We start from the raw sequence: 18,185 nt of genomic DNA on the forward strand, positions 1-18,185 counted from the left end.
TTATGTGCATAAAAAAAACGAACGTTTTCGTTAAGCAATGAAGGCAGAATCAAATTTATTTGAATTATGCCATTGCGAGAAAATGACTAATGAAATAGAACATTAAAATCCAACTACTGATTCGAATAAAACATTTTTGGTTATTAACATGCTTTTTTAATCAAAATTATGAAAAGATAAAAAATATCTATTCTATACTTTTCTATCTTTGCGAAAGAATAAACCTTTTAACAGTAAGTATTTATGAAAATCTTTATCGGTATATTATCTGCTGTTATAATTCTTACAGGAGCCACCCTTACCGTATTGGCTCTGTGGGATATTCAGCCTATTTCGTTGAGTATAATTTTACGCTCGGGGGCAACTATCGCCATCGTATGTGTTACTTGCTTTGTGCTTTGGCTTATACGCGTCCTGTTTTTCAAGAAAGATTTATTTAACAGCAATAAAGGGAAATAAGATCGCAAACCCATCTATAACTTTGGCTGGTAGAACTGCAATGGTAAGTTATGCCCAATAATATATCATAAAATCCTATCTGTTATTTTAAATCCTGTCCGGTAAATCAAGGATAAAAGAAAATATATATTACTCCCGCTAAGGCTCTAAGCGCAAAGGATAACTTTGTGTTCCCGTACCTTTGGGGGAGATTTGTTTTTTAGCTACTTTTGTTGTGAAGAAATCAAAATCACAGATGAATAAGAAAGACTTACGAATCGTTTTTATGGGTACTCCCGACTTTGCGGTGGAGAGCTTGCGGAAACTTGTAGAAAACGGATATAATGTAGTGGGTGTAATCACTATGCCCGATAAGCCGGGAGGACGGGGACACAAGATACAATATTCGGCGGTAAAGAAATATGCCCTTGAACATGATTTACCTTTGCTTCAACCCGAAAAGCTGAAAGATGAAGTTTTTCTGAACGATCTGAAGGCATGGAATGCCGATCTGCAAATTGTGGTTGCTTTTCGCATGCTACCCGAAGTGGTCTGGGATATGCCGCGTCTGGGCACTTTCAACCTGCATGGTTCGCTACTTCCGCAATACCGGGGTGCCGCGCCGATCAACTGGGCGATTATCAACGGCGAAAAGGAAACCGGAGTGACTACCTTCTTCCTCACACATGAAATAGATACAGGTAAAATAATCCTTAGCGAAAAACAGGAAATAGGCGAAAAAGACAATGCCGGAAAGATTCATGACGAATTGATGCATATTGGCGCGGAACTTGTTCGCCGTACTGTAGACCTGATACTCGAAGATAAAGCAGATGCAGTGGCACAAGAGCAGTTATTTGTAGACGAAAAGGAACTGAAAGCAGCCCCGAAGATATTCAAAGAGACTTGCCGGATAGATTGGAATAAGCCTGTGGATGAAATATATAACCTTATACGGGGATTATCTCCTTATCCTGCCGCATGGACGGAGCTGCACGAGGCAGGAAAAGAAGTGCAGACGGTAAAAATATATGTATCTGAAAAAATAAAAAGTGAGGGGCAATCTCCGGCAGGCAATCTCCGGACAGATAATAAGTCATATCTCCATGTTGCTTGTCCCGATGGATACATCAATGTTACAGAAATACAATTTCCGGGTAAGAGGGCTATGAAAACAGATGAATTACTTAGGGGATATAAGTTTGGAGAGAATGCATATTTTATATGATATTTTATCTATATGTCAGGTTAAAAGAATACTTCCGGATAAGAAAAGTAACAGGATGATAAAGTATCGAAAATGTGTTACATCTGTTACTTTTTAACAATATATTGTGAATGAAGATTAATTTAATACGGGATTTAGAGAGTCTACTGTTAAATACATAGGGAGAAAGAATATAAATGTGTAACCTTTGTTACCTTTTAACAATATAAAAACAATGCAGAAAGTTATAAAATCAAACAACCTCAATAAAGATTTATCACATATCCTTAGCCAGCTGGCTTTTGATAAGCTGTTTATCCTGACAGACGAAAACACGGAAAAGTTATGCTATCCGCTGGTGAAGGATAATGAACAGGTAACGCGGGCAGGCAAGATAATAATAAAGGCAGGAGACAATAACAAGAATATAGAGTCCCTGTCGTCAATATGGAAGTATCTTTCAGAGAACGGAGCAACACGCCACTCCCTGCTTATCAATCTGGGGGGAGGTATGCTCACCGATATAGGCGGATTCGCAGCGGCAAGTTTCAAACGCGGGATAAAGTGCATTAATATACCTACCACCCTGCTTGGTGCTGTGGATGCGGCAGTAGGGGGAAAGACCGGAATCAACTTCAACGGATTGAAAAATGAAATAGGAGCTTTTGCCCCGGCCGAGACGGTTTTAATCGACTCCGTGTTTTTCCGTAGCCTCGACCATCAGAATTTCCTGTCGGGCTATGCCGAAATGGTCAAGCACGGGCTTATAGACAGTGATAAAGAGTGGAAGGCAACTTTGTCTTTCGATACCGAAGAAATAGATTATGATAAACTGAAACAATTGGTTGTCGATTCGGTTGCCGTAAAGGAGCGTATTGTTGAAATAGACCCTTTCGAAAAAGGCATCCGTAAGGCACTGAATCTGGGACATACCATCGGCCATGCATTCGAAAGCCTTTCATATGAAGTTGGCAGACCTATACAACACGGTTATGCCGTAGCATGGGGAATTGTTTGTGAACTATACTTATCACAGAAATACTGTGGTTTCCCTAAGGATAAGCTATACAAGACCGTCTATTTTATAAAAGATAACTATGAGGGGTTCTTTTTCGACTGCGATCATTATGAGCAGCTATACGAATATATGAAGCATGACAAGAAGAACGAATCGGACACGGTGAATTTCACCTTCCTGTCGGATGTGGGTAAAATAGAAATCAACCGAACCGCAACTAAAGAAGATATATTCGATTCGATTGATTTCTTAAGGGAAAGTGTGGGACTCTGATTATCAGATGATAACAGGTAATACTTCGATCCAGTAATCATCAGGGTCATTGATGAAGTACAGCCCCATATTATGATTTTCGTAGCAGACGCATCCCATTTCGCGGTGGAATTCCCGCACCTGGTCGTAATCTCCTTCTACACGGATGCACAAGTGGCTTTCGTTGTCTCCCAGTTCGTATGGTTGAGGATGGTCTCTAAGCCATGTCAGTTCAAGCGAGAACGGGCTGAAACTATCTCCCAGATATACAAGTATAAATGAACCGTCTCCGGCTTCCTTGCGCTTTATTTCTTTTAGGCCGAGTGCTTTATGGTAGAAAGCTATACTCTTGTCGAGGTCGGTCACATTGATGTTAAAATGGTCGAATCTTCCTTTTATTTCCATAATAGTCTTGTTTTGATGGTGAGTTACAAAAATAAGCAATAGATGGAATTTAATGGCATATTATCGGATTATAACCAAGGCAAACTCCCAATTTTATCTTTTTGAAAAAAATTATCTATATAATTGGAGCCGGTAGCCTTTAGCTGTTAGCTTGTAGTTCTTTGAAAAAATGAATCAGCCCCCTCAATCCCCCAAGGGGGACTTACAGAGAGGGAAAAAAGTAACAGATAAAAAATAGAGGAAAAAGTGTAACTTTTGTAACTTTTTAACAGTTACGAGTTACTTCGCCCTGCGGGCAGTTACAGGTTACGAGTAAACAAGATACGAGTTGTTAACTGCTGACTGTTTACTATTAACTGAAATAAGTGTTACCTTTGTTACCTTTTAACAGTTACAAGTTTGCCTCGCCTTCGCTTCGGCGAATGTTATTTCTTCGCTCTGCGGGCAGTTACGGGTTGTTTACTGCTAACTGTTAACTGATGACTGATGACTGTTAACTGCTAACTGAATACTTAGCTTTATCCGTTCAAAATTCAATATCCTCGCCCCGTTGTTGCCACTGGACTGCCTTACTTCCCTTTACTGCTGCGTAAGGAGCAAAAGCTGAGGCCTTGTCATACGCTTCGCCAAAATGCATGGGAGCAATGCCGGTTGTTTGTATTGCATCTATAAATTGTTCCACCCCTTTCATATAGTCTTTACCCAGGCGAGGGTCGACAGGGAACATCGCCATATCGATATGCTTTACATTGGCGGCAAGCAGATCCAGTTCATTCTGATAAAAGGCTTCGGCTTCCCGGATCTCTTCTTCGGTAGACTCTTCGTTCCAGTGCCAGTTGTTAAGGTCTCCGGCATGAAATATGGTCTTATCTTTAATATGAATGAGATACGACACTCCTAAGTCGGTGGAGCCGAATGCGCGGATAATGATATTATGGTCTTTATATACGTCTAATTTGTCGAGGTATATGGCGTCTTCTTCATTGGCCATCCGGTTGTCCAGAATGTCTTTCGAGAAGATGTATATGATATCTTTCTTCAAGTCCTTCCATTTCAGTATGTCGGAATTGAAATGGTCTGCATGTGAATGGGTGGATAGTACATAAAGCCTGCCTTTATTTTTAAGGAGCTTTTTATGTACGATGCCTTCGCGGAGATTATCATCGGAATCTTTATAATAGTCTATAATGACAGTAAAGTCTTTCGTCTCAATAGCATACCCGCTATGGTAGATGTATGTAAGCTTCATTTTCTTTCTGGTAAATAATTGGTGCTTCCTTTTTTAACAATATACTCGTCATTTAGTTCTGGCAGCCAATTTGAAGTTTTGATTAAGTTTTGGGTTTATTCAGCTTACTGTGCTTTATTCCATAAGCAAAGTAGATAACAAAGCCTATCAGCATCCATACGATTAACCTTAACCATGTGTCTAATGGCAAAGCCACCATTTGAGACAGGCAGATCAAAGCTCCCAATATTGGAACCAGAGGTACCCATGGTGTTTTAAATGGACGGTTAACATCCGGGCGGGTTTTACGCAGTATCACAATGGAAATACATACAAGCGTAAACGCCATCAATGTTCCGATAGAGACTAATTCTCCGAGTATATTAATTGGTAGTAAACCTGCAATAAGACCTACTGCTATACTTGTTACAATGGTCGAATTATGGGGTGTATTGAATCTTGTATGCACTTTAGAGAAGAACTCCGGTAGCAACCCGTCCCTCGATATTGTATAGAAGATGCGTGACTGGGCAAGCATCATTACTAATATTACGGAGCTTAAACCGGCTATTGCGCCTATCTTTACAGGCAATCGCAACCAATGCAGGTCATCACCTGCTTTATCTATTGCCAATGCGATAGGAGCTGGAACGCTTAGTTCGGAGTAATGTGCTATTCCTGTTAAAACGGCAGTTACTGCAATATACAGGATTGTACAAATGAGTAGGGAAATCAATATACCCTTCGGCATATCCTTCTGTGGATTCTTTGCTTCCTGTGCAGTTGTAGATACGGCATCGAATCCGATATATGCAAAAAATATGACGGCCGCCCCGCGAAAAATACCACTCCAGCCGAAATGTCCGAATTCACCTGTATTTTGAGGAATGTATGGCGACCAGTTGCTTGTGTCTATATATGATAATCCGAAGCCAATGAAAAGCAGGATGACGACTACCTTTACCACAACTATGATATTGTTTAATGTAGCGGACTGACTTATGCCTCTTATGAGCAATACCGACATGACGGCAACAATAAACATCGCAGGGAAGTTAATTACGCTACCCGTTGTAAACCATCCATCGGCACTAGTGTGATCGAAAGGCGCCATTCGCATATTCTGGGGTATGTGTATTCCGAAATCGTCGAGGAAACTGACAAAATATCCTGACCAACCCACAGCTACAGTTCCTGCTGTAAACAGATATTCCAAAATCAGATCCCAGCCTATAAACCACGCGAAGAATTCGCCCAATGTAGAATAGCTGTATGAATATGCGCTGCCTGCAACGGGAATCATTGAGGCGAATTCGGCGTAGCATAATCCGGCCATAGCACAACCTAAAGCAGAAATAATAAAAGATATGGTAAGGGCCGGTCCTGCATAATTAGCGGCAGCTGTTCCCGTGAGAACAAAAATACCTGTTCCGATAATTGCTCCTATACCCAAAGCTATAAGGTGTCCGGTAGTCAGGGTTCTTTTCAACCCACCTTTCTCTTGAAAAGAATCCTGAAGCAAGGACGTTATATCTTTTTTTCGGAATAACTGATGTTTCATATTTTTTTATATATTTTGTTTCCAAAAATAATACTTTTTGAAATATAAATTATCTATATTGTATCAAAATGATTATATTTATTTTGTGTTGTTGATAAAATTATTTTTTTTGATATTTTAAAGATGCATTTTTTTTGTAAAACAATTGTTTTGAATAATATAAAACATGTTGTAAAACATATTTTGATTCAGGGTTATTTGTTTTGGTGGTTAAAGTATTTTTATTCAGATTTTTATGTATTATTTACAGCAGTGTGTGTTCGCACACATATTTTGAAGTTAGGTTATATATTAGTTATTTTGTTAAAGTTTTCTCAACAGAACCTATTAATTTAAGTAATTCGTATATATCTATTCATCCGGATGTCAATCATTCTGTTCAAATTGAAATAAATATAAGGGATATGGTGTTTTTTGCTGTATCCCAGAATAACAGGTGTATATACCCAGATTATATAATAATGCTATTTTAACTCTAATTTAAACTCAAAATACTAAATCATGGTAACACGCAGAAATTTTTTGAAAAGAGCCGCAGTAGCCTCAGCCGGGCTAGCTGTCGGTGGCATTGGTACAATGAACGCCGAGAGCTACAACCGGGTTGTAGGGGCGAACAGAAAGGTTAATATTGCCTATATAGGTATTGGTAACAGGGGCGAACAGATTATTGGAGATTTTGAAAAAACAGGACTTGTAAATGTTGTTGCTCTTTGCGACGTGGATATGGGAGCAAAACAGACACAGAAAGTAATAGCTAAATATCCGAAGGCCAAACAGTTTAAGGATTTCAGAGTAATGTTCGATAAAATAGGCAACGAGTTTGAGGCAGTTGCCATAGCTATACCCGATTTCGCGCATTTTCCGGTTACGATGATGGCTATGGCGCATGGAAAGCACGTATATGTGGAAAAACCTATGGCGCGTACATTCCTTGAGGCTGAACTGATGATGCAGGCAGCCCGTAAATACCCGAATGTAGTAACACAAGTGGGTAATCAGGGGCACTCCGAAGCCAATTATTTTCAGTTCAAAGCCTGGCAGGATGCAGGGATTATCAAAGATGTGACCTCCGTAGTTGCCCATATGAATAATCCTCGCAGATGGCATGGATGGGATGTAAATATATATAAGTATCCCGAAGCGCAACCTATTCCAAGTACATTGGACTGGATGACATGGCATTGTGCCGTACCATATCATGAATACAGTGATAAATATCATAACGGAGAATGGCGTTCTTGGTACGATTTCGGGATGGGAGCACTGGGAGACTGGGGCGCACACATTCTCGATACCGTACATGAGTTCCTCGATTTAGGCCTACCTTATGAAATCAATCCTATAAAACTGACCGGACATAACGATTATTTCTTCCCTACAGACTCTACTATTCAGTTTAAATTTGGTCCGAGAGGAGAAATGCCGCCTTGTGACATTACGTGGTATGATGGAGTAGATAATCTTCCTCCAATACCGGAGGGATACGGAGAATCGGCTTTAGATCCTAATATTCCGGCTTCCGGGGCAGGAGAAATCAAGAAAACAACGATTAATCCGGGTAAGATTATTTATAGTAAAGAATTGACCTTTAAAGGTGCATCTCACGGTAGTACACTTTCTATTATCCCTGAGTCGAAGGCTAAAGATATGGCATCGAAACTTCCGGAAGTTCCCAAAAGCCCTTCAAACCATTTTGCTAATTTCTTGCTGGCTTGTACAGGGGTTGAGAAGACCCGTTCTCCTTTCGAAATACATGGCCCGTTGAGTCAGGTATTCTCTCTTGGAGTAATGGCACAACGTCTGAATACAAAGTTCCATTTCGACAGCCGTACCAAGCAGATAACAAACAATGCCTTTGCCAATGCGATGCTTACGGGCATTCCTCCACGTAAGGGCTGGGAAGATTTTTATAAATTATAAATTATAGGTTATGAGTTATGAATCGCTTTACGCCGTTTGTGCGTCAGCCGATTTGTGACTCGTAACTTGTCAACTATATTAAATCAAGATGAATAAGAATATATTATTAGCCATTCTTCTTTTGTTTACAGCAGCAATATCTGCACAGGAAAAATGGGAACCATTATTTAACGGCAAGAATCTGAAAGGCTGGAAAAAGCTCAACGGGAAAGCCGAATATAAAGTTGTGGATGGTACTATTGTCGGTATCTCGAAGATGAATACCCCCAATACTTTTTTAGCTACGGAGAAGAATTATGGGGATTTTATCCTTGAATTTGACTTTAAAGTGGATGACGGGTTAAACTCCGGTGTGCAATTTCGTAGTCTGAGCCTTAAAGATTATCAGAATGGACGGGTACACGGTTACCAGTTCGAAATAGATCCTGCCGAACGTGCATGGACAGGAGGTATCTATGACGAAGCACGCCGTAACTGGCTTTATCCGATGACGGTGAATCCGTCGGCACGTACAGCCTTTAAGAACGGGCAATGGAATAAAGCGAGAATAGAGGCCATCGGTAGTTCTATCCGCACATGGGTAAATGGTATCGCCTGCGCTAATATCTGGGACGATATGACGCTTGAGGGATTTATTGCCTTACAGGTTCATGCGATTGGAGATAAGGCTCAGGAAGGAAAAACCGTAAGTTGGAAAGATATCCGAATTTGCACTACTGATGTAGAAAAATACAAGACTTCGGATGCTAATGATGCACCTCAGGTCAATTGTATAGTAAATACAATTTCGCCTAAAGAAGCGAAAGAGGGTTGGGCTCTCTTATGGGACGGTAAAACCACAAACGGCTGGCGTGGAGCTAAAATCAGTAATTTCCCGGAAAAAGGCTGGGTAATAGACAACGGTATATTGAAAGTGTTGAAAAGTGGTGGTGGAGAATCTACTAACGGTGGAGATATCGTTACCACACGTAAATATAAAAACTTCATACTAAGTGTCGATTTCAAAATTACCGAAGGAGCCAATAGTGGTGTCAAGTATTTTGTGAATCCAGATCTGAATAAAGGCGAAGGGTCTGCTATCGGCTGCGAATTCCAGATCCTTGATGATGATAAGCATCCTGATGCTAAACTGGGAGTTAGAGGGAACCGCAAACTTGGATCTCTTTACGACCTTATTCCGGCACCGGAAAATAAGCCTTTCAATAAGAAGGACTTCAATACAGCCGTGGTCGTGGTTAAGGATAATAAAGTGGAACACTGGCTGAATGGTGTGAAAATTCTGGAGTATGAGCGCAATAACGATATGTGGAAGGCTTTGGTTAATTACAGTAAGTACCGTGATTGGCCTAACTTTGGAAATGCTGCCGAAGGTAACATCCTTTTACAGGATCATGGCGACGAAGTATGGTTCAAGAATGTGAAGATCAAAGAATTGAAGTAATATTATTTTGAATAGTAGAAAAGTCCGGATAAACTAAATATCCGGGCTTTCTCATCTATGTATTATTATGCTGCACTCAGAATAATTTATTCAACTACTGATATCCTTTTAATCTTCGGCAAAATTATCGACAAGCACTTCCCTGTAAACATCCAGTATATTCGATTTGGAGATAAATCCGAGATATACATCGTTTTCATCTATTACAGGCAGATTCCATGCTTTGGTTTCATCAAAATGCTTCATTATCCTTTCCATTGTCATACCCACTACAATAATTGCAGGCGGAGATGTCATAACACGCGAAATCTTGAAACGGTTATATAATTCGGGACGGAACATTATGTTCCTTATATTATCTATCAGTACAATACCCAAAAAGCGATTCCTGTCGTCCACCACAGGAAAAACATTACGGGACGAACTCGATATCACTTTCACCATCTCACCCAATGTCATCTCAGGATGTACAGTTTGGAAGTTAGTTTCTATCAACCGGTTAATATTCATCAGAGTCAATACGGCTTTATCTTTATGGTGAGTAAGTAACTCTCCCTTTTTAGCCAGACGCATCGAATAAATACTGTGCGGCTCAAATATCTTGATAAAAGCATAAGAACAGATCGAAACTATCATAAGAGGTAATAACAATTCATATCCTCCGGTCAATTCTGCAATCAGGAACGTCCCTGTCAACGGCGCATGCATCACTCCGGCCATCACACCGGCCATCCCCATCAAGGCAAAATTTTCTTCCGGTAATAAAGGCAGATACTGGCTGAACTCAGAGTGGTTAGCTGCGTATGCAAATATAAATCCGGCAATACAACCGAGGAACAACGACGGAGCAAATATCCCCCCTGTACCTCCGGCACCATTTGTAGAACTGGAAGCGAATACCTTCATCAATAAAACCCCGCCAAGGAAAATAATGATAGTCCAGCGGAAATCTTTAAACTGGAAGAACAAACTGTTATCGAGCAATGCGCCGTATTCCCTGCTGCCACTAATCAATGCATTTATCGTATCATAGCCTTCGCCATAAAGCGGAGGCATCAGGAATATGAGTATACTCAGCACAGTTGCACCGAGTCCGTATTTCTGCCAATAGCTAAGTTTCCGGAATATATCTTCTATCCAGTTCATCGCACGGGTAAAATAGAGAGACACCACACCACAGAAAATACCGAGCAGGATAACCATAGGGATACGCTCCAAGATAAACACATCTGTATGCGCATAACTGAACATGGCCTTGGTTCCCATTGTCAAATATGAAAGTGTAGCAGCAGTCACAGACGTTACCAGAAGCGGCAATACCGTAAAAGTAGTAAGGTCGAGCAATAAAACTTCTACGACAAACACCAGTCCGGCAATAGGAGCCTTGAAAATACCCGCAATGGCACCTGCCGCACCGCAACCGATAAGCAGCATCAGGTATCTTTGTTCAACCTTAAATAGCCGCCCGAGATTGGACCCGATAGCCGATCCGGTCAGTACAATAGGAGCCTCCGCTCCTACCGATCCCCCGAATCCGATAGTGATGGAACTGGCTATAATGGAAGTATAAACATTATGAAGTTTGATAAAACTTTTACGCTGCGAAATAGCATACAATATTTTTGTTACCCCGTGACTGATATCATCCCGTACAACATATTTTACGAAGAGTCCAGCTATAAGAATACCTACAGCTGGTGTTATCAGATATATATAATTTGCTCCTTCGGTCAAAAACTGAGATGTAAGGAAGTGTTGTATCAGATGTATCAGGCTTTTCAGTATATAGGCGGCCAAAGCCGTAAATATCCCGATAAGGAAACTTACGAATATGACCAATTGTTTTTCCTTGACATTCTTGGCTTTCCAGACAAGGAGGTTATTGTATATTTTATCAAATTTCATTTTTTAATTATTGAATTCCAAAAGTATAAAAAATAAGTCAGACTAATAAATATTTATTCAAATCGATAGTGTTAAGAATCCTCCTTTTTCCTGCCTGGATTTAGCTGTATTCCTGCTTTTGGGATACTTACAGAATGTATATAAAATAAGAATGACCGAATTTTTGCCTTTTATGCTCAAAATATACAGGGTATTGAAACCCTCTAGGCCTATATTTGCAGCATAAACTAAATACACCATGAAACAAGACATTGCAATCACACCAAAGAAACGTATCAGTTCTATAGATGCCTTAAGGGGCTTCTCCCTAATGGGCATAATGTTACTGCATAGTATGGAGCACTTCGACCTCACATATACCCCTATTCTGGATTCTCCATTCTGGCAATGGATAGACACTGCTGTAAACGATATCATCCACTTTTTGTTTCAGGGAAAATCTTACGCTATATTTTCCCTTTTGTTCGGCTTGAGTTTCTTTATACAAATGGATTCACAGGCAGAGAAAGGCAATGATTTCCGGCTAAGATTCGTATGGCGGCTGGTAATATTATTTGCACTGGGTTATATCAACGGGTTGATATATATGGGCGAATTCTTCGTTATATACGCTACATTGGGACTGATACTCATCCCTCTATACAAAGTACCTGCAAAGTGGCTGGCAGGCATCGCGTTCCTCTTGTTTCTACAAATACCGCAGGTTATACAATTCATTTCTCTGATGAGTAATAATGTACCCAATACTCCCGATGCATTTAATATCCGCATGAACGGACTATTCGAAAAAAGTGCCGATATGTTTATCAATGGTTCTTTCCGGGATATGATAAAATTCAATGCAGTGGAAGGGCAAACAGCAAAGATGATGTGGTTTATAGATGTTTACCGCTATCTCCAACTTGCAGGGCTGTTTATTGTCGGTCTGCTGATTGGCCGTTACGGAATCCATAAGAGCGAAGAGAAAATGATAAAATATAGCAAACAGGTACTACCCTATGCTTTCCTGTGGTTTGTATTCTTTTATGCTATAGTATTGCTCCTGCCGCTTTTCGGAGTTAAAGATTATGCTCTGGCTGTAGGGAAAGGCCTGTTCACTACATATGCAAATCTGGGTATGATGACAATTTATATCTGCGGCTTTACTTTGCTCTACTATAAAACGGTTGCGGGTAAAAATGCATTAGAAAGATTGGCTCCTGTCGGACGTATGAGTGTTACCAATTACATGATGCAGTCTCTCTTGGGAGTCTTTATATTCTACGGTTTCGGGCTGAATATGGCCGTATCATGCAGTTTCCTTCAATGCGCTCTGGCCGGATTAGCAGTCTGTGCATTCCAGATATTTTATAGCAACTGGTGGATAAAACGTTTCTATTATGGTCCGGTAGAATGGATATGGAGAATTCTGACATGGCTTAAACCCGTACCTTTAAAGAGAAAAGGATAATTACTTGTCATTCTCAACGGAGTGAAGAATCTTGTCAAATAAGACGGCATTCTTCACTCCGTTCAGAAACAACGTTCGGCAGAGCGAAGCGGAGCCAATGACAAAAGGTATCAAGAAATGATACCTTTTCTGTATTTCATGAACAACTTACTTCTTCACATAATCCACAATCCAGTCACCGACTTCAGATGTAGAATGTTTTTCTCCGTCTTTAGAAGCTATATCCTCAGTAACAACACCCGCATCCATCGAAGCGGCCACAGCCTGACGGATAAGCGCGCCTTCTTCATGCAAATCGAAAGCATATTCAAACATCAGTGCCGCCGATAATATTGTTGCCAGCGGGTTAGCTATATTCTTACCTGCTGCCTGCGGATACGACCCGTGTATAGGTTCGAATACAGATGTATGGATACCTATAGATGCCGACGGCAGCATACCCAGTGAGCCTGTAATAACAGATGCCTCGTCGGTAAGGATATCTCCGAAAAGATTTTCGGTTACAAGTACATCGAAGCGTTTCGGCCATTGGATAATCTGCATAGCAGCATTGTCCACAAACATATATTCGGTTTCCACATCCGGATATTGTTTTTCTATCTCTTGCGCAACCTGTCTCCACAAGCGGGAAGTACAAAGCACATTCGCCTTGTCTACTACAGTCACCTTCTTGCGGCGCATACGGGCATATTTGTAAGAAAGGTGGAGAATGCGCTCTACCTCCTCACGCGTATATACACATGTATCGTATGCAGTATCCCCATCTTCGCTACGGCCTTGCGGACGTCCGAAATAAAGTCCTCCGGTAAGTTCGCGGATACACATAAAATCAGCTCCGTCTACTAAGTCGGCGCGCAACGGAGATTTGTGTATCAAAGACGGAAAAGTAGAAACCGGACGGATATTTGCATATAATCCCAGTTTCTTGCGCATAGCCAGTAGCCCTTGTTCGGGACGTACTTTGGCCGATGGGTTATTGTCATATTTAGGATCGCCTATAGCTCCGAAGAGTACGGCATCGGACGACATACACAACTCATGAGTTCCATCCGGATAAGGATTGCCAACCTGATCGATAGCGGTTGCGCCCACTACCCCATATTCATAACTAAGCTCATGCCCGAATTTTTCACAAATGGCTTCTGTCACTCTCAAAGCCTGCCCGATAATTTCGGGTCCGATCCCGTCGCCGGGAAGTACTGCGATGTTTAATTTCATTATATATTTTTTTATTGTTCTATATATTTTTTCTTTTCTAAATAACAAGTTACTAATATACTACTCTCTCTGCTTATCTATCGCTTTGCACTATTGGCACATTCGCATATTAGCACATTAATTAATTTTCATATTTGTTACATATCCTCTATCATGTTCAACATCTTCTCTGTAGCTTTTACAGCCGCCTCTGTCTGGTCGGCGTCGAGTCCCCTGGTCTTGAAGCTCTTCCCGTTAAACTCCCAGGTAATTACAGTTTGCACCAATGCGTCGGTACGTCCTCCCGGCGGAATATATACCGCATAGTTAGTCAACGTAGGAGTCGGCTTATTCAGACGTGAATATATCTTCCACAATGCTTTTGAGAAGGCATGATACTGTCCGTCTCCGGGTGCAGTCCATTCATGTTCCTGTCCGTCGATTTCGATACGTACAGTAGCAGTCGGGCGCAAACCTTTGGTGAGAAGGAATGCAAAGGAAAGGATTTTTATCCGTTTTTCCTTCTCATTGTTCTTCAATACATCAGAAATAATGTATGGCAGGTCGTCCTGTGTTATGATTTCTTTCTTATCACCCAATTCGATAACACGGTTGGTTACCTTCATCATATCCTCCTCATCGAGCTCTATACCAAGCGCCTCAATATTTTTACGGATATTGGACTTACCAGACAGCTTACCTAATGCATACTCCCGTACACGTCCGAAGCGTTCCGGGAACAGGTCATTATAATAAAGGTTATTCTTATTGTCGCCATCGGCATGTATCCCGGCACATTGTGTAAATACATTGTCTCCTACAATCGGCTGATTAGCTGCGATATTTATTCCCGAATAACTTTCCACTACACGGCTTACCTTATTCAGCTTATCCTCTTTTATAGAAGTTTCCAGTTTCAACTGGTCATGGAATACGGCAATCACACTGGACAACGATGCATTTCCGGCACGTTCGCCCAACCCGTTCATTGTAACATGCACACCTTTTACTCCCACTTCGGCCGCTACCATTGTATTAGCTACGGCCAAATCATAATCGTTGTGCGCATGAAAATCGAAATGCAGATTCGGATAACGGTTTATCATCCGGCGGCAACAACGCCATACACTATGAGGGTTGAGAACACCTAAGGTATCGGGAAGCATAAACCGTCTGATGGGTAAATCTTTCATTCCGTCCATCATAAAATACACATAGTCTTCAGAGTTCATTATCCCGTTCGACCAGTCTTCCAGATAAACATTTACGGTTATACCCATCTTCTCAGCAAGCCCGACTTCGTATCTGATATCCTCCAGATGTTGTTCCGGAGTCTTTCTCAATTGCTCGGTTACGTGTTTGTACGATCCCTTTGTCAAGAGATTGATAGTCCGGCAACCTGCGTCTTTAATCCAGTTGATAGACGCGCCCTTATCTATAAAGCCGAGTATTTCAATCTTATCGATATGCCCGGTTGCTTTTGCCCATGAAGCAATCTTCTTTACAGTTTCAAATTCTCCATTCGAAACCCGTGCTGAGGCTACTTCAATACGGTTAACCCCCAGATCGACAAGAAGCAAATGTGCTATACTCATCTTCTCCTGAGCCGAAAACGAGACGGTAGACGTCTGTTCCCCATCTCTCAGGGTAGTATCCATTATTTCTATCATAACTGTAATATGCCAATGTGAATAATGTGCCAATGTGCCAATGAGTATCGAAAATATTGGCACATCGGCATATTATTTAATTAGAACATTGATTGCTCCTCATACTCCTCCGTCACCTCTTTTTTAGAGAGCAGATAGTCTATATCGTCCAGTCCTTTCAGCAAACATTCCTTTTTATAAGGATTGATCTCAAAACTTTCCGATTTTCCGGTCGCGTTATTTATTATCGTTTGTTTTTCCAGATCAATAGTCAAAGTGGCTTTTGGATCAGCATTTACGCTAGCGAATATTTCTGCCAGAAACTCAGGTGTAACCACTACGGGAAGTACACCATTATTCAATGAGTTATTCCTGAAAATATCGGCAAAAAAGCTCGATACTACTGCTCTGAAACCATATCCGGCGACTGCCCATGCAGCGTGTTCACGGCTGGAACCACTACCGAAGTTTTTTCCGGCAACAAGGATTTGCCCGCTATAAGTAGGATTGTTAAGTACGAAATCGGTTTTCGGACTTCCGTCTTTGTTATAACGCCAGTCTGCAAACAGATTATTTCCGAATCCCTCTTTGTCTGTCGCTTTCAGAAAGCGTGCAGGGATAATCTGGTCAGTGTCCACATTTTCGATAGGTAGTGGAACGTATGTCGATGTAAGTGTTTGAAATTTTTCCATTGTATTTTCAAATGTGCCAATGAGATAATGTGCCGATGTGCCAATTATCTGCTTTTGGACGTATTTATAATCTTGTTAATTATTTTCTGTAATGTTTTAATGTCTTCTAATAATTTTTCGTTGAATGGGTAATTCTCCGAATATTTACATAACTCTAACCAATACTCAACGTCTTCAGCTTCTTTAGCGGCTATTTTGACTTTATGAATAAAATCAGCTTTACTTTCACAATTTTGAGCTTCTCTTACATTCGCTCCGATTGAAGTGCCGCTTCTTAACAGTTGATTGGCTATTACAAACTTCCTTCCAATCTCCAATGTTTCGCAGAAAGCAATTATATCTAATGCAAATTTGAAAGACAAATCTATGATTATATTTCCAGTTTCTTTCATTGGCACATTGGCATATTAGAAAATTGGCACATTAAAACGTTCTCGGATCTGTTATTTTACCAGTAATAGCAGCCGCTGCCGCTACTAATGGCCCTGCAAGAATAGTACGTGCACCCGGTCCCTGACGGCCTTCGAAGTTACGGTTCGATGTAGATACTGCATATTTCCCCGCAGGAACTTTATCATCATTCATAGCAAGACATGCAGAACAGCCCGGTTGACGAAGAACAAAACCTGCATCTGTAAGTATTTTATCCAGTCCTTCGGTCTTTATCTGATCGGCTACCTTGTGACTGCCCGGTACAAGCCACGCGATAACATTGTCGGCTTTCTGCTTGCCTTTCACAAAATTGGCGAAAGTACGAAAATCTTCAATGCGTCCATTTGTACAGCTTCCGAGAAATACATAATCGATAGACTTGCCTTCCACTCTCTCTCCCGGTTTGAATCCCATATAATCCATTGATTTCTGGAAAGAGATACGGCCGGCTTCATCTATCTGGTCGAGTGTAGGTATTGTGCCGTCGATAGCCATTCCCATGCCCGGATTTGTTCCGTAGGTAATCATCGGTTTAATATCGGCTGCGTCGAATGTAAGTTCCTTGTCGAACTTGGCACCTTCATCAGTCTTCAATGTTCTCCAGTATGCCAGCGCCTTGTCCCAATCCTCACCTTTCGGCGCAAATTCGCGACCTTTTACGTAAGCAAAAGTCGTTTCGTCCGGAGCGACAAGTCCACCACGGGCACCCATCTCTATACTCAGGTTGCAAAGGGTCATGCGTTCTTCCATCGACATATTGCGGATAGCTTCACCTGCATATTCAACGAAATAGCCTGTAGCGCCACCTGTTGTCAGTTTCGAAATCATGTAAAGAGCTAAGTCTTTTGCAATAACGCCTTCGCCCAGTTTCCCATTGAATGTGATACGCATTGTTTTAGGACGAGTCTGCAATACACACTGTGAAGCCAATACCATTTCCACTTCGCTGGTTCCTATACCGAAGGCGATAGCACCGAAAGCGCCGTGAGTAGATGTGTGGCTATCCCCACAAACGATAGTCATACCCGGTTGAGTAAATCCGTTTTCAGGACCGATGATGTGTACAACTCCGTTTTTCTGGTGCCCCAAAGGATAATACATATCTATACCGAATTCCTTTGCATTTTTAGAAAGCGTATCCAACTGGTTCTTAGATACAGGATCTTTTACCGGTTTATCCTGATCGATAGTCGGCGTATTATGGTCGGCTGTTATAGTTGTTTTATCTGGACGAAACACAGACAATCCTCTTGCACGCAATCCATTGAAAGCCTGAGGACTTGTCACTTCGTGACAGAAGTGACGGTCGATATATAACTGCGTTGGCCCGTTTTCTACAGAAGATACGACGTGCGCATCCCAGATTTTGTCGAATAAAGTTTTCATATTT

Annotated in this window: 15 protein-coding genes; 6 read left to right on the forward strand and 9 right to left on the reverse strand. The window is 41.2% G+C overall.

What is annotated here, in order from left to right:
- The first annotated feature begins 243 nt into the window (after positions 1 to 243).
- From B3317_RS03345 to aroB, 3 genes are all read left to right on the forward strand, one after another.
- On the forward strand, positions 244 to 459 hold the full coding sequence (locus B3317_RS03345; RefSeq protein WP_291108627.1) for a hypothetical protein: 216 nt from the start codon (positions 244 to 246) through the stop codon (positions 457 to 459).
- Positions 460 to 694: 235 nt separating this feature from the next.
- Positions 695 to 1,666, forward strand: a complete 972-nt coding sequence (gene fmt, locus B3317_RS03350; protein WP_291108629.1) for a methionyl-tRNA formyltransferase — start codon at positions 695 to 697, stop codon at positions 1,664 to 1,666.
- A 214-nt stretch (positions 1,667 to 1,880) separates the two neighbouring features.
- Positions 1,881 to 2,936, forward strand: coding sequence for a 3-dehydroquinate synthase (gene aroB, locus B3317_RS03355; RefSeq protein ID WP_291108631.1), 1,056 nt, complete (start codon positions 1,881 to 1,883; stop codon positions 2,934 to 2,936).
- Between the two features lie 3 nt (positions 2,937 to 2,939).
- Here aroB and B3317_RS03360 read toward each other — a convergent pair whose 3' ends face one another.
- The 3 genes from B3317_RS03360 to B3317_RS03370 form a co-directional block, all read right to left on the reverse strand.
- On the reverse strand, positions 2,940 to 3,320 hold the full coding sequence (locus B3317_RS03360; RefSeq protein WP_291108633.1) for a VOC family protein: 381 nt from the start codon (positions 3,318 to 3,320) through the stop codon (positions 2,940 to 2,942).
- A 526-nt stretch (positions 3,321 to 3,846) separates the two neighbouring features.
- Positions 3,847 to 4,569 (reverse strand): MBL fold metallo-hydrolase, encoded by a 723-nt coding sequence (locus tag B3317_RS03365; protein WP_291108635.1) that lies wholly within the window; start codon positions 4,567 to 4,569, stop codon positions 3,847 to 3,849.
- 82 nt (positions 4,570 to 4,651) lie between these two features.
- Positions 4,652 to 6,109, reverse strand: coding sequence for an amino acid permease (locus B3317_RS03370; RefSeq protein WP_291108637.1), 1,458 nt, complete (start codon positions 6,107 to 6,109; stop codon positions 4,652 to 4,654).
- 501 nt (positions 6,110 to 6,610) lie between these two features.
- Between B3317_RS03370 and B3317_RS03375 the strand changes: the two genes are divergently transcribed.
- Together B3317_RS03375 and B3317_RS03380 are read left to right on the forward strand one after the other, a co-directional pair.
- Complete coding sequence (locus B3317_RS03375) at positions 6,611 to 8,029, forward strand: Gfo/Idh/MocA family oxidoreductase (RefSeq protein WP_291108639.1); 1,419 nt, start codon at positions 6,611 to 6,613, stop codon at positions 8,027 to 8,029.
- A gap of 88 nt (positions 8,030 to 8,117) precedes the next feature.
- The gene (locus B3317_RS03380) at positions 8,118 to 9,470 is read left to right on the forward strand and encodes a 3-keto-disaccharide hydrolase (RefSeq protein ID WP_291108641.1); all 1,353 of its coding nucleotides are present in this window, start codon (positions 8,118 to 8,120) and stop codon (positions 9,468 to 9,470) included.
- 108 nt (positions 9,471 to 9,578) lie between these two features.
- Here the strand turns inward: B3317_RS03380 and B3317_RS03385 are convergent, their stop codons facing one another.
- On the reverse strand, positions 9,579 to 11,375 hold the full coding sequence (locus B3317_RS03385) for a chloride channel protein (RefSeq protein WP_291108643.1): 1,797 nt from the start codon (positions 11,373 to 11,375) through the stop codon (positions 9,579 to 9,581).
- A gap of 238 nt (positions 11,376 to 11,613) precedes the next feature.
- On the opposite strand from B3317_RS03385, the gene B3317_RS03390 reads away from it, so the two are divergent.
- On the forward strand, positions 11,614 to 12,825 hold the full coding sequence (locus B3317_RS03390) for a DUF418 domain-containing protein (RefSeq protein WP_291108645.1): 1,212 nt from the start codon (positions 11,614 to 11,616) through the stop codon (positions 12,823 to 12,825).
- A gap of 147 nt (positions 12,826 to 12,972) precedes the next feature.
- On the opposite strand, the gene leuB is transcribed toward B3317_RS03390, so the two are convergent.
- From leuB to leuC, 5 genes are all read right to left on the reverse strand, one after another.
- A complete protein-coding gene (gene leuB, locus B3317_RS03395; RefSeq protein WP_291108647.1) occupies positions 12,973 to 14,043 on the reverse strand; it encodes a 3-isopropylmalate dehydrogenase in 1,071 nt (356 codons plus the stop codon).
- Between the two features lie 137 nt (positions 14,044 to 14,180).
- Positions 14,181 to 15,692, reverse strand: a complete 1,512-nt coding sequence (locus B3317_RS03400; protein ID WP_291108719.1) for an alpha-isopropylmalate synthase regulatory domain-containing protein — start codon at positions 15,690 to 15,692, stop codon at positions 14,181 to 14,183.
- Between the two features lie 80 nt (positions 15,693 to 15,772).
- Positions 15,773 to 16,363 carry a 3-isopropylmalate dehydratase small subunit gene (gene leuD, locus B3317_RS03405; RefSeq protein ID WP_291108649.1) on the reverse strand — a complete coding sequence of 197 codons (591 nt, stop codon included), beginning with the start codon at positions 16,361 to 16,363 and terminating at the stop codon, positions 15,773 to 15,775.
- Positions 16,364 to 16,407: 44 nt separating this feature from the next.
- Positions 16,408 to 16,755, reverse strand: a complete 348-nt coding sequence (locus tag B3317_RS03410) for a four helix bundle protein (RefSeq protein WP_291108651.1) — start codon at positions 16,753 to 16,755, stop codon at positions 16,408 to 16,410.
- 31 nt (positions 16,756 to 16,786) lie between these two features.
- Positions 16,787 to 18,181: a 3-isopropylmalate dehydratase large subunit gene (gene leuC / locus B3317_RS03415; protein ID WP_291108653.1), complete on the reverse strand. Its 1,395-nt coding sequence runs from the start codon at positions 18,179 to 18,181 to the stop codon at positions 16,787 to 16,789.
- Positions 18,182 to 18,185: the final 4 nt, after the last annotated feature.

It is taken from the genome of Dysgonomonas sp. UBA7710 (assembly GCF_002482385.1).
GTDB lineage: Bacteria > Bacteroidota > Bacteroidia > Bacteroidales > Dysgonomonadaceae > Dysgonomonas.